We start from the raw sequence: 17104 nt of genomic DNA, 5'->3' as shown, positions 1-17104 counted from the left end.
CCCATTAGACTTTTCAATTAATTAACATGTTTTTACCTCATTCAAAAATGAAAGACCGCCCCATTGATTAAATAATCTTCTTGTTTTTCGTGAAATGACCGTGAGGGAAGGGATGCTTCCATCTCCTTTGCCCGACTTAGGGAATACCAAGTATAGAACATTCCTATTAATGCCTGTTCCACCGCTTCTTGGATTTGATTTGATTCCCAGCCTTTTCGCCAAGGCAATGGACCCTTCGCCTAACCCCACATCTTGATCGGCAAAGATCGCATACGCAAATCTTTTATTTTTCAGGTTATACACGACGGCAAAATCCCCCAAAACCGCACCGAAACTTTGGTTTGCAGGCAATACGATGTAAGGGATTGTTTCTGAATTCACATAAGCGGCTGGATCAAATGGAGACTTGTTATAATCCGAAAGGGATGTTTGAGAAACATAATACCCTGGGGCGGGATCGCTTCTCTTTTGGATTACAGGTCTCCCCGACGGCTTGCCGTTGCGTGTCACAATTCCCCACCAGTTGCCTGGCCTGCCTGCATGGCTCAAATCGTCTAGTCCGGTATTTTGAGGATTGTAAGCATGCGGGGAACCATCCGCGTCTATGGCCAATTTGCTGCGGAAAAAGAAGGCTCGAGGCCTTTTTCCGGGAATTGTATATACAAAAATCCGTTTATTAACTTGGGGATCATAGACAGAACCTACCACTCGTTTCATACAAATCACCCGTTCCCTTTGCTGCATTTTCCCACCATCGTATTCATGGGTAACGGAAGAGGATTGCAACGATAGCCTATTTTCGCCAAATTAGGAACTTTGCTTATTCCCCGGATAAGTGCGGTGAATACAATTTTTGTATCTATACGCAAAGTTACCTACACCTAGTGGACTATGGTTGCGAAAAGGCGGGTTATCAGATGAGAATTTTGTTTTTCGAGAGCGGACCGATCTGGTCGCGGGGATTGCCTGGCGGGTTGCGTGAATTAGGTCATAAAGTGCTTATTTCGGGACCTCTGACCCGCCGGAAAATACCCGCTCTGATTCAATCATTCCGTCCTGACTTGATGGTGACGGTTGGTTGGGGACCCGAGCATACGAAGGAGAAGCAACGTTGGATGGGGAAGTTTGCAAAAGCAGCGAACATTCCTTTGATTTATTGGGCTACGGAGGATCCTAACTTTACGAAAGAGTACACATTGCCCTTAATAAGGCGAATGAAGCCGAATTTTATTTTCACCATTTCGGCGAAGACTGCAGAATATTACCGGAAAATGGGCCTTCCCGCCGCGTATATGGATTTTGCTTATCATTCGAGTATTCACAGACGCTTAAAACCTAATAAAAAATATGAAACCGACATAGCGGTTGTTGCGAATGCCTACCCGGAAGTTCTGCAAAAATATCCAAAGCATTATCGCCGCAGGGCCATCAACATTTTACTTCGTCCTTTACTCAAAAAAGGCATGAGAGTAGACTTTTACGGTAGTAATTGGGATAAAATGGGTCATTATCTGGGCCGCCGAATACCTCGCCGGTGGATTCACGGGAAAATCCCTTACAAGGACGCGAGCAGAGTCTATAGCTCTGCGAAAATTATGCTTGGACCACAAAATTATCCCGATATGGTAACTCAGAGAACTTACGAAATATTAGGTTCCAGCGGATTTTTATTAACGTGCAATACACCGGGAATTCGAAAATTGCTGAAACCGGGACGTGATGTTGTCGCGGCTTCTTCCCCGAACGAAACGATAAGTTTGGTAAAGCGCTACTTGAAAGATTCAAAAGGACGTGAGCGCATCCGGAAACAAGGAAGAATGACGATCGCCAAGCACAATTATAAAAATCGAGCCAAGTTTATGCTAAGAGTACTGCGTCGACACGGTCTGCTTAAAAAATAAAATGAACGCCGGGAAGTGAGAAACCGGAGTTGTTGCGGGGCGGAGAGGAGAGGGGGGAATGGATGTCTTGGGACGATGTCATTTATGAGGTACCCACTTCCAAAAAGGTTGCTGCTCTCACGTTCGATGTTGCTTTTGGAAATCAAGTACCACTCGCCATGCTGAGATTGTTAAACAAGCTGAAAGTAAAAAAGGCCACCTTCTTTCTTAGCGGCACATGGGTAAATCAATATCCCGCCATCGCGCGTCGAATTCATAGACAAGGCTTTGAATTAGCCTCCCATGGTTACCTCCACCGGGATTATTCACGACACAGCAATATATGGATCGATCGGCAAGTCAAAAAGGCGAAGCGCGCCATCTACAGGGCAACCGGGGTTAGAACCAACATGATCCGTACGCCTAGCGGAGATATGAATCTAAGAGTCATTCAAAAATTGCGTTCCATGGGCCAGACCATCATTCAATGGGATACCGATTCGCTAGATTGGACCATGCCAGGGGTTGGAAAAATCGTGAAAAGAGTGTTAGTTCATGTCCATCCAGGGGATATCATCTTATTGCATGCTTGCGATACTTGGACCCAGACCTTGAAGGCTCTACCTGTTATTGTAGATTCCTTAAGGAGAAGAGGCTATAAATTTGTGACTGTTACAGAACTTCTTAAGTACGCAAAGACAAGGGTTAAGAAAAGGTGATGTTATAAATAATGAACGACATTTCAGCGGTATATAACGTGCATACAAAAGAGAAAATCGTCGCCCTTACCTTCGACATCGGCTGGGGAAAGAAGGTCCAAAATCCCGTATTGGACATATTGGAAAAAAAACGCGTCCCGAATGTGACGTTCTTTTTGGCCGGCCCTTGGGCCATCCGCAATGTGAAAACAGCCAAAAGAATAAGATCTGTGGGATATGAAATTGGTTCACATGGTTATTTGCACTATAATTACTCCAAGCATGGGAACAAGTGGATCGAAAAAGAAGTAAAAAAAGCAGAAGCGGCAATATTTCGAGCTGCAAAAGTTCGAACCCGATTGATCCGTACTCCGAATGGAGATCACAACCGCAGGGTGATCAAAAAGTTAAACCGAATGGGGTATGAAGTCATACAGTGGGACACGGATTCCCTCGACTGGACGAACCCGGGAGTGCGCCGGATTGTGAACCGAGTACTTGCCCGCGTTCATCCGGGCGATATCGTTCTGATGCATGCAAGCGATACGTGTAAACAAACAATAGCGGCTCTGCCACGCATCATAGATGGATTGCGCAGGAAAGGATATCGATTTGTAAAGATCTCCACGATGATTCGGTTAATTAAGAATCAATAATGGACCCCTTCATAAGGCGCGAAAAAGCTCCGTACCCGGTGACGGGAAACGGAGCTTGTACATCTTGCTTTTAGTTTTCGACGATATCCGCAACCATTTCATCTTCTCCAACAACGAGTTGAATTTGACTGCGGAAGATGCGTTGATTATATTGCGTGAACATGTAACGCTCGATCGCTTCGAGCATGTTGGCTTCCACCAAGTATTGGCTTCGGCCCTGCACCCAAACTTCAGCGGTAAAACCGAGCTCTTCGTCCCAGCTTAATTCCACTTCGATATCGTTTGGCTGCAGTTGCTTACGTTCCGCCATATGCAAACATATCGCATTGACGATTTCATCCATACTTAAACGCATACCGATTAATACCTCTTAGGATTCTCGTCAAGTTTTTTACGATCTTTGAAGTAAACGTAAATTTTGCGGATAACGGCAATTAGGATCACAATGGCCGCGACGTTAACGAGCAAGCCTAGCATGTCGCCGAAAAAGCCCATTCCGCCAAACATGCCGCCGAACAGCATGCCGGCCAAGCCGCCGATCATCAAACCTTTCATGAAGCCCCCGCCGCTGAAAAATCCGCGGTTTGTCGTTGCCGCGCCGGTGTTCGTTGTGCCTTTTGTTGCGCCGCCATCCGTTTTGGATACGTTGTCGGTCGATTTGGAAGGCGTCTGGTTGTACGATCTTTTCCCCGATTTGAAGCCTTTCGCATCCGCATGGTCCACAGCCGCAAATCCCGAAAACCCGGCAAATACAGCGAACGCCAGCATCAGTACTACAAGTTTCTTCATTTAATCCCATCCTCCTGTTGCGATTCGATAGGTTTCCCCGTATAGTTCTACGTATAGTATTTGCTTTGGTTTCAAAAAATATTTTTCGGAGGTTATCCGATTGCAAGTTTATCCTTCGGCTTATATCGATTATTTGATCGAATTTCACGCAAACCGCGATTATTTTGAATGCCATGAACTATTGGAGGAATATTGGAAGGAACATCCGGAAAGCCCATACGCCAAAACTTGGGTCGGTCTCATTCAAACGGCGGTGTCGCTGTATCATGGACGCAGAGGAAATTTGGCTGGAGCACGTAAAATGAACCGGCAAGCGCTCGTCAATTTGAACGAAGCGGGTCTGCACTACCTTGGGATTGATGCCGACGCGTTTCTGGACGCGCTGAGAAAGCGTGGGGAGCAGCTGGAGGAGGATGCGCCGCCGTATGCGGACATCAACATTCCGATCGCAGATGCGCAGTTGGAGCTTGCATGCGAGGAATTGTGCAAGAAAAGAGGGCTTGTCTGGGGACAGCCTAGCGATATGACGAACGAGGAGCTCATCCATCGGCATACGCGCCGCGACCGTTCCGAAGTCATAAGAGCGAGACAAGAGCAGCTCGAGCTGCGCAACCGGAAGAACAACCTTTGAGCGGGTGTATCCCCATGCGCATGATCATCGCGAAGAAAAGAAAGAGCACAGCGCCGCTGTGCTCTTATTTGTTCGTTCGAACAATTTATTCAGGTTGATGTTCGCCGTAGCCGTTCACTACCAGCTCCAGCTTTCCGGTTTTAGGATCCATAATCATGCCGTGGACCGGTATGCCGGGAGGCAGGAGAGGATGCTTGCGAATAATCTCGACGCTGTTCGTAACCCCTTCATGTACGCTATCGAAGCCGGTCAACCACCGGTTCAAGTTGATGCCGGAGTTTTTCAGCGTATTGATAACGTCTTCCGAGATGCCCCAGTCGACCGCCTTCTGAATGACCTTCTCAGGGTCGATTCCGGTCATGCCGCAGCCATGGTGGCCGACGACGAACACTTCGCGAGCTCCAAGTTCATAGATGGCGACAAGTACGCTCCGCATAACGTTGCCGAACGGCATTGTAATGATGGCGCCGGCGTTTTTAATAATTTTGGCGTCTCCGTTGCGCAGGTTCATCGCTTTGGGCAGCAGCTCGACGAGCCGCGCGTCCATGCAAGTAATGATGACCATTTTTTTATCGGGGTACCGATCGGTCAAATAAGCTTCGTATTCTTTGTTCTCTACAAACGTTTTGTTGAATTCCAATATATTCGATAGGTTCGACATCGTATTCCTCCCACTACTTTAAAACTACCGGCCGTTTATCCAACAAAGGCATAAACGCATTATAGATTTGGCTTGAGCTGCTCAATTTATACGAACGGGTCCGTTCGGCATAGTCGATTACCATTTGATCCTCGAAATATATTTCGTGATTCGGATCATAGCATACGGGGAAAGGGTCTCCGGAAGCTTGGACATCGTAAGGAGGCGGATCCTCGATAATCCATAGCTGAGCTACGCCGTTGACGGCACAGCCGCATCCTTCCGTATCGTAGGCGAGCTTTAGATAAGCGGATCGGTCGCCGAATTTTTCGCGAATTTGTTCCACTGCCGCATCGGTAAAGCGAATAAACATGCTGAAGCGCTCCTTTCCATAACATGTAAAAAACCCGTTGTGTAACATGTTGATTATACGTCTTGGAACTTGTATGATCAAGTTAAGTTACATACGAATCACGATAATCCAGGGAGGAAACGAACGATGAACGATGCTTTAAAGCGGCAAGTCGACGGCTTTAGGCAGCTTGTAAAAAAAATCCAAAGCTATAACGAAGCGCTGGCCGTCGTGTATTGGGACATGCGAACCGGTGCTCCGCGCAAAGGAATCGCGGCAAGGTCCGAAGCGGTCGGAACGTTGTCGGGCGAAGCATTCAAGCTGCGAACCTCCGATGAAATGGGCCATTATGTAACGGCGCTTATGGAAAAAGACAATTTCGGGCAATTGGACGAAATCAATCGCAAAGTCGTCTCCGAATGCCACAAGGAATACGAGCGCAGCAAAAAAATTCCGCACGATAAATACGAAGCTTACGTTGTGCTGACGTCGCAAGCGGAATCCGCTTGGGAAGAAGCGAAGGAAAGCTCCGATTTCGATTCGTTCAAACCGTATTTGGAGAAGATCGTCGCGTTCAACCAAGAATTCATCGATCTGTGGGGCTACAAGGAAACCCGTTATGATACGCTGCTCGACATGTATGAACCGGACATGACGGTCGCCAAGCTGGATCAAGTGTTCGGCGAGCTGCGCGAAAAGCTGGTGCCGCTCGTATCGGCCATTCAGCATGCCGCGAACAAACCGGATACGACGGTACTTCGCCAGCAATTCGACAAGGAGCAACAGAAGAAATTCAGCCGGTTCATTCTTGGCCAGCTCGGCTACGACTTCGATGCGGGACGTTTGGACGAAAGCGTGCACCCGTTCGCGACGGGGCTGAACCCGGGCGACGTTCGCATCACGACGCGCTACTTGCCGGACGACGTCGTCAGCGCCTTATTCGGCACCATACACGAATGCGGTCATGCGCTCTATGAGCAGAACATTTCGCTCGATCTGCTCGGCACCCCGTTATGCACGGGCACGTCGATGGGCATTCACGAATCGCAATCCCGTTTCTGGGAAAATGTCGTCGGACGCAGCCGCGGTTTCTGGAATCGCTATTACGGCGATCTCAAAGAGCTGTTCCCGCAGCAGCTGAACGTACCGGTTGAGACGTTCTACAAGGCGATCAACGAAGTGAAGCCGTCGCTAATCCGAATTGAAGCCGACGAGCTGACGTACAATCTCCACATCATGATCCGTTACGAAATCGAAAAAATGCTGTTCAACGACAACGTCAAGGTGAGCGATTTACCGGAGATTTGGAACGCCAAGTACAAAGAATACCTCGGCGTCGTTCCGGCGAACAACGGTGAAGGCGTGCTGCAGGATGTTCATTGGTCGGGCGGCGGTTTCGGCTACTTCCCGTCGTATTCGCTCGGCAACATGTACGCGGCGCAATTCGCGAACACGATGCACAAATCGCTTCCGCAGTTCGACCAACTCATCGAACAAGGCAACTTCGCTCCGATCAAATCGTGGCTCGTCGAGCATATTTATCAGTACGGCAAGCTGCTCACGCCTTCCGAGATCGTGCAGAAGGTAACCGGCGAGCCGCTGAATCCGGTCTATCTCGTTGACTACTTGGAGCGGAAATACAAAGACATCTACAACTTGTAACCGAACATATGAAAATAAATTTGCACAAAGGCGCTTAACGAAGACGTTAGGCGCCTTTGTCGTTCTCACCAAATGCCTGGGCAGGTGCATAGAATATCGTAATATCCTGCAAACGGGGGGAAGAACGATGAAACTACGAAACATGGCGGTGCTGCTGGCCGTAATGCTGCTGCTTGCGGCCGTATTGGGCGCTTGCGGCAGCGGGAAAGCCGAACAATCGAAAGTGACGATCGGCGAAGTGACGCGCTCGATCTTCTATGCGCCGCAATATGCCGCGCTGGCTAAAGGATTTTTCAAGGAAGAGGGTTTGGACGTTGAACTTACGACGACGCCTGGCGGCGACAAGACGATGGCCGCGCTTCTGTCCGGTCAGATCGACGTTGCGCTCGTCGGCTCAGAGACGTCGATTTATGTGTATCAGCAGGGCTCCGACGATCCCGTGATCAACTTCGCCCAATTGACGCAAACCGACGGCACGTTTCTCGTATCGCGCAAGCCGATCGAAAACTTCGACTGGAATATGCTGAAGGGCTCGACCTTCCTCGGCCAGCGCAAAGGCGGCATGCCGCAAATGGCAGGCGAGTTCGCGCTCAAGAAATTCGGAATCGATCCGCACAAAGACTTGACGCTGATTCAAAACGTGGAATTCGCCAATATTCCGGCAGCTTTCGCGTCGGGCACCGGCGATTACGTGCAGCTGTTCGAGCCACAGGCTTCGGTATTCGAGAAGGAAGGCAAAGGGTACGTCGTGGCGTCATTCGGCAAAGAAAGCGGGCACCTTCCTTACACTGCGTTTATGACGAAAAAAAGCTTCATCAAGGATAACCCGAACACGGTGCAAAAGTTCACGAACGCCATACAGAAGGCGCAAGCGTGGGTGCAGTCGAGCAGCACGGAGGAAATCGCTGACGCGATTATGCCGTATTTTACGAATGTGGACCGGGACATCGTTCTTAGCGTCATTAACCGTTACAAGTCGCAAGGTTCCTTTGCGGTCGATCCGATCATCGACGAGCAGGAATGGAACAATTTGCAGGATGTGATCGAATCGGCGGGCGAGCTGAAGCAGCGTGTAGACCATGGCACGCTTGTCGACAACAGCTTCGCGGAAAAAGCTAGGCCATGAAGCCCGCGGTACAGCTTTTTCATGTATCGCAAGTATACGTGAACGAGCAAGGAGCGTCGCTTGCGATCGACAAAATTAACCTGACCGTGGAGCAAGGCGAGTTTGTCAGCTTGGTCGGTCCGAGCGGCTGCGGCAAAACGACGATTCTGTCGATCATCGCCGGATTGCTCGCTCCTTCTGCCGGAGAGGTTCGCGTAGGCGGTACTGCGGTGAACGGGCCGAACATCAAAGTCGGCTACATGCTGCAGCAGGATTATTTGTTCCCATGGCGCACCATCTACCAGAACGCGATCATCGGTCTGGAGCTGACCGGGCAGTTGAACAAGCAAGGAATCGGCAGAGTCGTGCAGCTGCTGGACGATATGGGACTGGGCACGTTCCGCGACGCATATCCGAATCAGCTGTCCGGCGGCATGCGGCAGCGCGTCGCCCTCGTTCGGACGCTGGCGACGGAACCGGATTTGCTGCTGCTCGACGAGCCTTTCTCGGCATTGGATTACCAAACCAAGCTGAAACTGGAGGATTTGCTTGTCCGCACATTAAAGACGCGGCATAAGACGGCGATACTCGTGACGCACGATTTGTCCGAAGCGATTGCCATGAGCGATCGGGTCATCGTACTGGGTCGCAATCCGGGCACGATCCGCAAACAGTTCTACGTTCCTGAGCGGATCCGGGCGGTGGAACCGTTCCATGCTCGCGAGCAGCCGGGGTTTCATGCCTTGTTCAATGACATCTGGCAGCAGCTGGAATCCACGGAGGAGAAGAGGTGATCGCGCATGGGCGCGCCGTTCCGGATGAATCGTCAAGACAGCAAGCAGCTCGCCCTCCGGCTTCGAGAGGAGTATCAAATTCGCAAGACACGGGTACTGCGACGTGTACTCGCCGTCCGGATTGTTCTGCTGATCGCTTTTTTTGCGCTATGGGAAATTGCCGGGCAGCTGAAGTGGATTGACGTTTTGTTGTTCAGCTACCCAAGCAAAATCGCACGCCTTATCTGGGATCAACTCATCGACGGCACCTTGCTGCCGCACATCGGCACGACCGTGCTGGAAACGTTCGTCGGATTCGTGCTCGGCACGGCGCTTGGTACGGCAGCCGCCGCCATATTATGGTGGTCGCCGTTCCTTGCGCGCGTGCTCGATCCGTTCATCGTCGTGCTGAACAGCATGCCGAAGGTCGCGCTTGGACCGCTGTTTATCGTCAGCTTCGGCGCAGGCTTCGCGGCGATCGTCGCAACAACGCTGTCGGTTACGGTCATCATCACCATGCTGCACATCTACGGCAGCTTCAAGCAGACCGATCCGAATTTCGTGAAGGTTGTCCGCGTATTCGGCGGATCGCGCTGGAATATTTTCGCGAAAGCCGTACTTCCGTCGTCCATTCCGGCGATCGTGTCGACGCTGAAGGTCAACGTTGGGCTGGCTTGGGTCGGCGTGATCGTAGGCGAGTTCCTCGTTTCGCAGCAAGGGCTTGGATACTTGATCGTCTACGGCTTTCAAGTTTTCAATTTCACGCTGGTACTGGCCGGATTGTTCATCATTGCGGCCGTAGCGACGATGATGTACCAGGCTGTCGCTTATATCGAGAAAAAAATGCTTTCGAATCGGTAGGTAGAAAAAAGCGCAGTCCAATAGAATGAAAGTCTACAAAGTAATCGAGGCGGGATAAAAGTTTTTGTCACTCTAGACGAATGTCCTGCATACACTTGTAATGAATGATTGTAGTGGAGGAGGTTGAAAGGATGTCAGTTCGAGATAAAGATGTGCAATGCAGACAGATCATCACGAAAGCGATCTGCGGCAAAGGACGTAAGTATGCATGCGTGACCCATACCGTAACGCCGCCTCATAATCCGAGCAGCATTTTGGGTGCGTGGATTATAAATCATCAATATGAAGCGGTCAAGTCCGGGGATGGCATCGAAGTCATTGGTACTTACGATATCAACATCTGGTATTCATACGACAAAAACTCGCAAACGGACGTAGCAAAAGAAACGATTTCGTATGTAGAACTGGTCCCGCTATCTTATGTGGATCCCAAACATAGGACTTCGACGGAGGAAGTGGACGCAGAGGCTACGCAAGAGCCTAACTGCGTCGAAGCCAGCGTATCGTCGTCGGGCACGAGCGTTATTATTCGCGTAGAACGGGAATTCGCGGTCGAGATGATCGCGGAAACGAAAGTGTGCGTATTGGTCTGCCCGCACGGCTGCGACGATTTTGGCGACAAAGACTACGACTTCGCCGAAGGTGGAGACGACGGCGAATTCGAGGATCTGGATGCGGACCTGCTCGAGGACGGCGTCTAAGTCGTTTCATAGTTCAGTATATGCGGAATACGGGATTGCGAAGAGGGCGGGTGCCCTCTTTTTGTTTGATTTTTCGGATAAAAAGCGAAGCGTTCTAATATGCTGTGGGGAAGGGGGATGGACGATGTCATCGTTTCTGTTGTACGACGAGAGCAATGCTCCGGTCCGGCTGCTCGAACAATTGACCGTGGCTCATGGGTCGAAATTGCCCGACGAGGCGGAAACAACCGTGATCTATTGGGGAACGGCGCAAACGCCCGTACGTCCGCGGGGCTCCCGCACTTTAAACGCCGAAGCGGCGCGCGTTTCGCAGCTCGACGGAGACAGGATGAGCAGCATGCTGCGCCGGCACGGCATTCAGGCGGCCGCTTTGGCGCCACGCCTGTCCTCTCGGCAGGACGGGGCGACGATCAAGCTCGGCGCGGGCAGAGGTTATATCGTACCGGTGTTCCATTTGCAGCCTATCGGGTTGTTTGCGTCCCCTAGTGTGTTTGCGCTTCCATCGACATACCGGCAATTGGAGATGAATGCCAACTCGCCGATCGTGAGGAGCATCACCCGAGCCGCGGTGCGTACGGTGTACAGCCTCGGACTTGATTTCGCCAATGTCCACATCGCGTTCGGCGATCAAGGCTCGTTTGCCGTGATGAAGGTAGACCTTTCCCCGCAGCTGGACGATCGGCTCGCGGCGATGTACGCGGCCGCGATTGCCGCGTTTGCCGAAAGCGTTGACGAAGAGTCCAAGGCGCGGCGACGGCCGGTTGTCGTCGGAACGGATCCTGAATTTATATTGCGCCGGGTTGACGGGAAAATCGTATCGGCATCCAAATATTTGGCCAAAAAAGGCGTCGTCGGCTGCGATTCGGTCGTCATCCGCGAGCGTAAATATTATCCGCTCGTCGAGCTGCGCCCCGATCCGAGTCCCGAGCCCGGGCAGCTGATCGCCAACCTGCATCAGGCGATGGAAATGGCGGCCGATCAGATCGCCGACGACTCGCTCATGTGGCTTGCGGGAGGAATGCCTTACAGAGGATTGCCGCTCGGCGGACATTTGCATTTAAGCGGCGTATGGCTGAACGCGGAATTGCTGCGCTCTCTAGATAACTATTTGGCGCTGCCGCTCGTTTTAATCGAAGATTCGACGACGGCCCAACGCAGGCCGAAATACGGGTTCCTCGGCGATTTCCGGCTGCAGCCGCACGGCGGCTTCGAATACCGTACGCTGCCCAGTTGGCTCGTATCGCCGAAGGTCGCAACCGGCGTCGTCGCGCTGGCGGTCGTCATCGCCACGCACTATCGCGAGCTTCATCGGCGGCCGCTTGCGTCCGAATCGATGCAGCAGCACTACTACGACGGCGATAAAGCCGCAATCGGGCGCGTTTTCACCTTGCTTCGCTCCGATCTGGAGCGGCTGCCTGCGTTTGCCGCTTTCCGCGAGGCGATCGAACCGCTGTTCCGCCAGATGGAGCGGAAAGAACCGTGGAACGAGCAGGAGGATATACGCCGGTCGTGGAAAATTAAGCCCTATTCATGATTCCCTTTGGCATTCATGGTATAATGTTGGGGAATGTTCGTACATGCATGGGGTTGGAGGTAAGGCGAGTTGAAGTATACACCGATGATCGAGCAATATTTGGCGGTCAAGCAAGAAGCGCAGGACGCCTTTTTGTTTTTCAGGCTCGGCGACTTTTACGAAATGTTTTTTGACGATGCGATTCTCGCGGCGAAGGAGCTCGAGATCACGCTGACAGGCCGTGACGGCGGCGTGGAGCAGAAAATACCGATGTGCGGCGTTCCGTACCATTCGGCGGAAAATTACATAACGAGGCTGATTGAAAAAGGATATAAGGTCGCCATTTGCGAGCAGGTGGAAAATCCGGCCGAAGCGAAAGGCGTCGTCCGCCGGGAAATCGTGCGCGTCGTTACGCCGGGAACGGTGATGGACGGCAAGACGCTTGGCGACAAGGCGAACAACTTTCTCGTATGCCTGGCGTCGGACGGCGGTTCGTACGGCGTTGCGGCTTGCGACTTGACGACGGGCGAGCTGTACGTGACTTCGCTAGCGCGGACTTTCGAGCAGCTGATGGATGAAGTGAACGTGTACGAACCATCGGAAATGATCGGCGACAGCGCCGTACTCGAGGAGGTCCGCCAAGCCGGCTATGCGAGCCAGTGGTCGAAGCCGGTCTTGTTCACGGCTTGGGATCGGGAGGACGGGAAGCTGCTTGCAGAGCAATTCCCTGGCGAACAATGGGGTGCGGAGGATACCGCGCGCCGCCGCTCGGTCGCTTTGCTGCTCGCTTATTTAAGCGATACGCAGAAGCGTTCGCTGCAGCATGTGACGCGGATCCACCAATACGAACCGAATCAATATATGATTCTCGATCCGTTTACGCGCCGTAATCTGGAATTGACGGAAACGGTGCGGGACCGCGCGAAGAAAGGCTCGCTACTGTGGCTCCTGGACCGGACGCATACGTCGATGGGAGCAAGGCTGCTGCGCCGCTGGATCGACAAGCCGCTCATGAGCAAGAAGGGAATCGAGGAGCGGCTGGAGGCTGTGGATGTACTGTATAACCAGTTCATTCTGCGTGAGGAGCTGCGCCAGCAGCTGAAGGAGATTTATGATTTGGAGCGGCTCGTCGGCCGCATCTCGTTCGGCAATGCCAACGGCCGCGACCTGATCGCGCTCAAGGCGTCGTTGCGGCAGGTGCCCGGATTGCGCGAGTTGTGCGCATCAAGCGACTCTTCGACACTGCGCCGCCTCGTGGAGACACTCGACGACTGCGAGGACATTGCCGGTCAAATCGAAGCCGCGATCGTCGACGAACCGCCCGTTTCGATTCGGGACGGCGGGCTCATCAAGGCCGGCTACCACGAGCGGCTTGACCAGCTTCGCGAAGCGAGCGTGAACGGCAAGCAATGGATCGCCGAGCTCGAGCGTCAGGAACGCGAAGCAACAGGTATTAAGTCGCTCAAAATCGGTTACAACAAAATATTCGGATATTTTATTGAAGTGACGAAGGCGAACATGGGCGCATTGCCCGAAGGCCGTTATGAACGCAAGCAAACGCTGGCGAACGCGGAGCGGTATGTAACGCCGGAGCTGAAGGAGAAGGAAGCGCTGATCCTTGAGGCCGAGGAGAAGATGGTCGATATCGAGCAGCAGCTGTTCCTCGACCTGCGGACAAGCATCGCAAGCCAAATGACGCGGCTGCAGCAATTGGCCGAAACGATCGCGGCGGTCGACGCTTACCAGTCGATGGCGACGGTCAGCGCCTCGTATCGGTTCCGGCGACCGACGATTACCGACGGCTATGACTTCGTCGTAGAAGCCGGGCGGCATCCCGTCGTGGAGGCCGTCATGGACGGCGGTGCGTTCATCGCCAACGAGACGACGCTGACCGCGGACGAAACGCGCGTATTGCTCATCACGGGGCCGAATATGGCCGGCAAGAGCACGTATATGCGTCAAGTGGCGCTAATTTGCATCATGGCCCAAATCGGCTGCTTCGTGCCTGCGGACAAAGCCGAAGTGCCGCTCATCGACCGGATCTTCACCCGGATCGGCGCGGCGGACGACTTGATCGGCGGCCAAAGCACGTTCATGGTCGAGATGAAGGACATTCAAGTGATGACGGAGAAGGCGACCGAACGCAGCTTGGTCATCATCGATGAACTCGGCCGCGGCACGTCGACGGGCGAAGGGATGTCGATCGCCCAGGCGGTAATCGAGTTTTTGCACGATCATGTTGGCTGCAAGACGCTGGTATCGACACATTTTCACGAATTGGCGCATTTGGAGGATAGCTTGCAGTTTTTGAGCAATCACTGCATGGCGGTCGCCGAAAGCGGGGATACGGTGACGTTCTTGCGGAAGCTGGTACGAGGCGCGGCAGGGACAAGCTATGGCATCTACTGCGCTCGGCTTGCCGGCTTGCCGGATCTCATTATCGACCGTGCCTATGCCTTATTGTCCGGATTCGAAGAGCGAGCTGCAGCTGCCGCGGGCTCCGTGCTGGCGGAAACGGCGGCAGGCATGGCGGAGACGCAGGAAGCCTACGGCGTCGTCCAGCTTTCGATTTTCGGAGACGAGGACAAACAGTCCGCGAAAGGGAAAGCGACCGACCGTTCCAAAAGGAAGCCGGAGACCGATGATGCCGAGCCGCGCATCGTCGCGCTTCATGCAGCATCGGCTGAACCGTCTGCAGAACCGTCTGCTGAGCCGAAGATCGATCCTAAGGCGCTCCAGATTATCGAAAAGCTGAAAACGGCGGATTTGATCAATATGACGCCTCTGATGGCGATGAATTTTGTATACGAGCTGAAGAAGCAATCCGAGGAATTGCCGTAACTATCCAAAAATTTCTGAATAAAAGAAAGAAATTTCTGAAGTCGCGAATAGTCGTATGATGGCGAGCTTGATTCAGAAATTAATTGCTGAAATTCAGAAAAGATTTTCTGATTTTGAGCCGCTATTGAGCGGAATCTGTGCAATTCAGAAATTAATTTCTTAATTTTAGCCAAAAATTTCTGAATAAAAGAAAGAAATTTCTGAAGTCGCGAATAATCGCTTGATGACAAGCTTGCTTCAGAAATTCGTATCTAAAATTCAGCCAAAAATTTCTGAATGCCTTTAACAGTAATCTCAGTACCTTTACAGTTATCTTAGTACCTTTTTACAGTATCTCGGTACCTCTTACAGTTTTCTCTGAATACCCGTTTTTTCGAAAGTCTTTCTCAGTTTTCTGAAGGACTTTCACGGAAAAGAACCGATTAGCCGTACAGAACATGAGGCCGGTCTAGGAGTAGCACAACGCACACCGAATACATCAAACGAAGGGGATGGGCTTCCGATGAATTTCGATCGAAACAAAGCAGTCGCCTTGTTGCGCAGATATGGCGTCGTCATCATGTTCGCCGTCATTGTCGGCTTGACCGTGACGGCAGCGGCACTGCCCTCGCAAGCCGCCGGCCAGACCGGAGAAAGCACGGCCGATGCGATTAACAAAGTCGATGCGCAAGTGAAGGAAGTGCTCCAGCTGCTGGAGCAAAATCACGTCAGCAAGCCGGACGCCGAACAGCTTAAGGATGCGGCGATTCGCGGTATGATTCAGCAGCTGAACGATCCGTATACGCAATATTTTAGCGCGGACGAATGGAAAAGCTTCCAGAACTCGCTCGAGAACAATTATGTCGGCATCGGCGTTCGCGTCGGCGAGGATAGCGAAGGCTTTTACGCAGCGGAGGTTTTCCCGAACTCTCCGGCCGAAGGGCAAGGGTTGAAGCGTGGCGACTATATTACCGCCGTTGGAGGGAAATCCGCCAAAGGCATGAAGGTCGACGATTTGACGGGGGCCATCAAAGGCAAGGAAGGAACAAGCATAACGATTACGGTACGTTCCGGAACCGTTTCGCGCGAGGTGACCTTGCAGCGGAAGACGATTCAGATTCCGATCGTGACGGCGAAAATGGTCGGCCGCATCGGTTATATAGACCTGTCGACCTTCTCTGAAAACGCGGACGAGCTGTTCGCCGAAAGGCTGAAGGAGCTCAAGATGAAGGGCATATCCTCGCTTATCGTCGATCTGCGAGATAATGGAGGCGGATACCTCGATTCGGCGACGAACATCGGCAAACATTTCATCCGAGAAGGCGCGTTTATTCATACGAAAGACCGGAACGGCACGGACAATCCGATCCAAATTACGAACGGCGAGCAGCTCGGCATTCCGGTATTCATGCTCGTGAACGGCAACAGCGCAAGTGCATCGGAGGTGTTAACCGGAGCGCTGCAGGACTATAAAGTCGCAAAAGTGGTCGGCACGAAAACATTCGGCAAGGGCAGCGTGCAGAGCCTTGTACCGCTTTCCACAGGCGGCGTGCTTAAGGTGACGATCCAGGAGTATTTGACGCCGAAGCAGCACAAGGTGAACAAGGTTGGCATCACGCCGGACATCGAAGTCAAAGGCGATGCGGCGCAGCTGCTGACCGCCTTGAATGCGGCCGGCTTGACCAGCCTCGATGTGGCGATGGACAGCAAAGCCTTGACGGTGAACGGCGTCGATTTTCCCGATACGTTCCCTATACTGAGCGAGGGGAATAAGCTCTACGTCCCATCGCGCGTGTTGGCGGCGATGGTACAAGGGCAATTAACTTGGAACGGTTCGGCTCGCGGACTGGATATCGACTCGGGAGCGGTCAAGAAAACGTTCGCGACTGAAGCGGACGGGTTAAAAACCGCCAAAGACGGAACAACGTATATCGATCTGCGGCGCTTTCAGGCGAGCTTCCCGCAGTTCAGCTGGTCCGGGGATGCCAAGCGCATAGAGCTTTATTTTAAATCGAAATAAAAA

At 52.3% G+C, this 17104-nt stretch carries 17 protein-coding genes; 12 read left to right on the top strand and 5 right to left on the bottom strand.

Annotated features, from left to right (window positions below; translation table 11 throughout):
- Positions 1–21: 21 nt before the first annotated feature.
- Positions 22–717: a glycoside hydrolase family 75 protein gene (locus AC0LWM_RS25505; RefSeq protein ID WP_474677831.1), complete on the bottom strand. Its 696-nt coding sequence runs from the start codon at positions 715–717 to the stop codon at positions 22–24.
- Positions 718–917: 200 nt separating this feature from the next.
- On the opposite strand from AC0LWM_RS25505, the gene AC0LWM_RS25500 reads away from it, so the two are divergent.
- The 3 genes from AC0LWM_RS25500 (at position 918) to AC0LWM_RS25490 (ending at position 3234) form a co-directional block, all read left to right on the top strand.
- Positions 918–1901 (top strand): CgeB family protein, encoded by a 984-nt coding sequence (locus tag AC0LWM_RS25500; protein ID WP_474677830.1) that lies wholly within the window; start codon positions 918–920, stop codon positions 1899–1901.
- Positions 1902–1963: 62 nt separating this feature from the next.
- Positions 1964–2599: a polysaccharide deacetylase family protein gene (locus AC0LWM_RS25495; protein ID WP_474677829.1), complete on the top strand. Its 636-nt coding sequence runs from the start codon at positions 1964–1966 to the stop codon at positions 2597–2599.
- Between the two features lie 11 nt (positions 2600–2610).
- Positions 2611–3234, top strand: coding sequence for a polysaccharide deacetylase family protein (locus tag AC0LWM_RS25490; protein ID WP_474677828.1), 624 nt, complete (start codon positions 2611–2613; stop codon positions 3232–3234).
- Between the two features lie 70 nt (positions 3235–3304).
- Here the strand turns inward: AC0LWM_RS25490 and AC0LWM_RS25485 are convergent, their stop codons facing one another.
- Both AC0LWM_RS25485 and AC0LWM_RS25480 read right to left on the bottom strand, forming a co-directional pair.
- Positions 3305–3589 carry a YxcD family protein gene (locus AC0LWM_RS25485; RefSeq protein WP_474677827.1) on the bottom strand — a complete coding sequence of 95 codons (285 nt, stop codon included), beginning with the start codon at positions 3587–3589 and terminating at the stop codon, positions 3305–3307.
- A gap of 5 nt (positions 3590–3594) precedes the next feature.
- Positions 3595–4023 (bottom strand): hypothetical protein, encoded by a 429-nt coding sequence (locus AC0LWM_RS25480; protein ID WP_474677826.1) that lies wholly within the window; start codon positions 4021–4023, stop codon positions 3595–3597.
- 100 nt (positions 4024–4123) lie between these two features.
- Here AC0LWM_RS25480 and AC0LWM_RS25475 point away from each other — a divergent pair, with 100 nt between their 5' ends.
- Positions 4124–4654, top strand: a complete 531-nt coding sequence (locus AC0LWM_RS25475; protein WP_474677825.1) for a DUF309 domain-containing protein — start codon at positions 4124–4126, stop codon at positions 4652–4654.
- Positions 4655–4739: 85 nt separating this feature from the next.
- On the opposite strand, the gene AC0LWM_RS25470 is transcribed toward AC0LWM_RS25475, so the two are convergent.
- Both AC0LWM_RS25470 and AC0LWM_RS25465 read right to left on the bottom strand, forming a co-directional pair.
- Entirely contained in the window at positions 4740–5315 is a 576-nt protein-coding gene (locus AC0LWM_RS25470; protein ID WP_474677824.1) for a beta-class carbonic anhydrase, read from the bottom strand.
- Positions 5316–5328: 13 nt separating this feature from the next.
- Positions 5329–5667: an iron-sulfur cluster biosynthesis family protein gene (locus tag AC0LWM_RS25465; protein ID WP_474677823.1), complete on the bottom strand. Its 339-nt coding sequence runs from the start codon at positions 5665–5667 to the stop codon at positions 5329–5331.
- Positions 5668–5793: 126 nt separating this feature from the next.
- Between AC0LWM_RS25465 and AC0LWM_RS25460 the strand changes: the two genes are divergently transcribed.
- The 8 genes from AC0LWM_RS25460 to AC0LWM_RS25425 all read left to right on the top strand — a co-directional run bounded on the left by AC0LWM_RS25460 (position 5794) and on the right by AC0LWM_RS25425 (position 17101).
- Positions 5794–7308: a carboxypeptidase M32 gene (locus tag AC0LWM_RS25460; protein WP_474677822.1), complete on the top strand. Its 1515-nt coding sequence runs from the start codon at positions 5794–5796 to the stop codon at positions 7306–7308.
- Positions 7309–7435: 127 nt separating this feature from the next.
- Positions 7436–8434, top strand: a complete 999-nt coding sequence (locus AC0LWM_RS25455) for an ABC transporter substrate-binding protein (protein WP_474677821.1) — start codon at positions 7436–7438, stop codon at positions 8432–8434.
- Positions 8431–9207: an ABC transporter ATP-binding protein gene (locus AC0LWM_RS25450; RefSeq protein WP_474677820.1), complete on the top strand. Its 777-nt coding sequence runs from the start codon at positions 8431–8433 to the stop codon at positions 9205–9207. The genes AC0LWM_RS25455 and AC0LWM_RS25450 overlap by 4 nt, the downstream gene beginning before the upstream one ends.
- A 6-nt stretch (positions 9208–9213) precedes the next feature.
- On the top strand, positions 9214–10047 hold the full coding sequence (locus tag AC0LWM_RS25445) for an ABC transporter permease (protein WP_474677819.1): 834 nt from the start codon (positions 9214–9216) through the stop codon (positions 10045–10047).
- Between the two features lie 131 nt (positions 10048–10178).
- Positions 10179–10748, top strand: a complete 570-nt coding sequence (locus AC0LWM_RS25440) for an outer spore coat protein CotE (protein ID WP_474677818.1) — start codon at positions 10179–10181, stop codon at positions 10746–10748.
- Positions 10749–10872: 124 nt separating this feature from the next.
- Complete coding sequence (locus AC0LWM_RS25435) at positions 10873–12282, top strand: putative amidoligase domain-containing protein (protein ID WP_474677817.1); 1410 nt, start codon at positions 10873–10875, stop codon at positions 12280–12282.
- Positions 12283–12366: 84 nt separating this feature from the next.
- Positions 12367–15102 carry a DNA mismatch repair protein MutS gene (mutS, locus tag AC0LWM_RS25430; RefSeq protein WP_474677898.1) on the top strand — a complete coding sequence of 912 codons (2736 nt, stop codon included), beginning with the start codon at positions 12367–12369 and terminating at the stop codon, positions 15100–15102.
- A gap of 502 nt (positions 15103–15604) precedes the next feature.
- The gene (locus AC0LWM_RS25425; protein WP_474677816.1) at positions 15605–17101 is read left to right on the top strand and encodes a S41 family peptidase; all 1497 of its coding nucleotides are present in this window, start codon (positions 15605–15607) and stop codon (positions 17099–17101) included.
- Positions 17102–17104 lie beyond the last annotated feature (3 nt).

The organism is Paenibacillus sp. sgz302148 (assembly GCF_056120465.1).
Note: the sequence above shows the minus strand (reverse complement) of the source record. Positions and strands in the feature narration are given on the sequence as shown.

Excerpts from the sequence above, each read along its gene's own strand:
- AC0LWM_RS25450 (WP_474677820.1), top strand. The coding sequence starts at position 8,431 with ATGAAGCCCGCGGTACAGCTTTTTCATGTATCGCAAGTATACGTGAAC.
- AC0LWM_RS25460 (WP_474677822.1), top strand. The coding sequence starts at position 5,794 with ATGAACGATGCTTTAAAGCGGCAAGTCGACGGCTTTAGGCAGCTTGTA.
- AC0LWM_RS25490 (WP_474677828.1), top strand. The coding sequence starts at position 2,611 with ATGAACGACATTTCAGCGGTATATAACGTGCATACAAAAGAGAAAATC.
- AC0LWM_RS25505 (WP_474677831.1), bottom strand. The coding sequence starts at position 717 with ATGAAACGAGTGGTAGGTTCTGTCTATGATCCCCAAGTTAATAAACGG.
- AC0LWM_RS25445 (WP_474677819.1), top strand. The coding sequence starts at position 9,214 with ATGGGCGCGCCGTTCCGGATGAATCGTCAAGACAGCAAGCAGCTCGCC.
- AC0LWM_RS25465 (WP_474677823.1), bottom strand. The coding sequence starts at position 5,667 with ATGTTTATTCGCTTTACCGATGCGGCAGTGGAACAAATTCGCGAAAAA.
- AC0LWM_RS25480 (WP_474677826.1), bottom strand. The coding sequence starts at position 4,023 with ATGAAGAAACTTGTAGTACTGATGCTGGCGTTCGCTGTATTTGCCGGG.
- AC0LWM_RS25470 (WP_474677824.1), bottom strand. The coding sequence starts at position 5,315 with ATGTCGAACCTATCGAATATATTGGAATTCAACAAAACGTTTGTAGAG.
- AC0LWM_RS25500 (WP_474677830.1), top strand. The coding sequence starts at position 918 with ATGAGAATTTTGTTTTTCGAGAGCGGACCGATCTGGTCGCGGGGATTG.
- AC0LWM_RS25455 (WP_474677821.1), top strand. The coding sequence starts at position 7,436 with ATGAAACTACGAAACATGGCGGTGCTGCTGGCCGTAATGCTGCTGCTT.
- AC0LWM_RS25440 (WP_474677818.1), top strand. The coding sequence starts at position 10,179 with ATGTCAGTTCGAGATAAAGATGTGCAATGCAGACAGATCATCACGAAA.
- AC0LWM_RS25425 (WP_474677816.1), top strand. The coding sequence starts at position 15,605 with ATGAATTTCGATCGAAACAAAGCAGTCGCCTTGTTGCGCAGATATGGC.
- AC0LWM_RS25485 (WP_474677827.1), bottom strand. The coding sequence starts at position 3,589 with ATGCGTTTAAGTATGGATGAAATCGTCAATGCGATATGTTTGCATATG.
- AC0LWM_RS25495 (WP_474677829.1), top strand. The coding sequence starts at position 1,964 with ATGTCTTGGGACGATGTCATTTATGAGGTACCCACTTCCAAAAAGGTT.
- mutS (WP_474677898.1), top strand. The coding sequence starts at position 12,367 with ATGATCGAGCAATATTTGGCGGTCAAGCAAGAAGCGCAGGACGCCTTT.
- AC0LWM_RS25435 (WP_474677817.1), top strand. The coding sequence starts at position 10,873 with ATGTCATCGTTTCTGTTGTACGACGAGAGCAATGCTCCGGTCCGGCTG.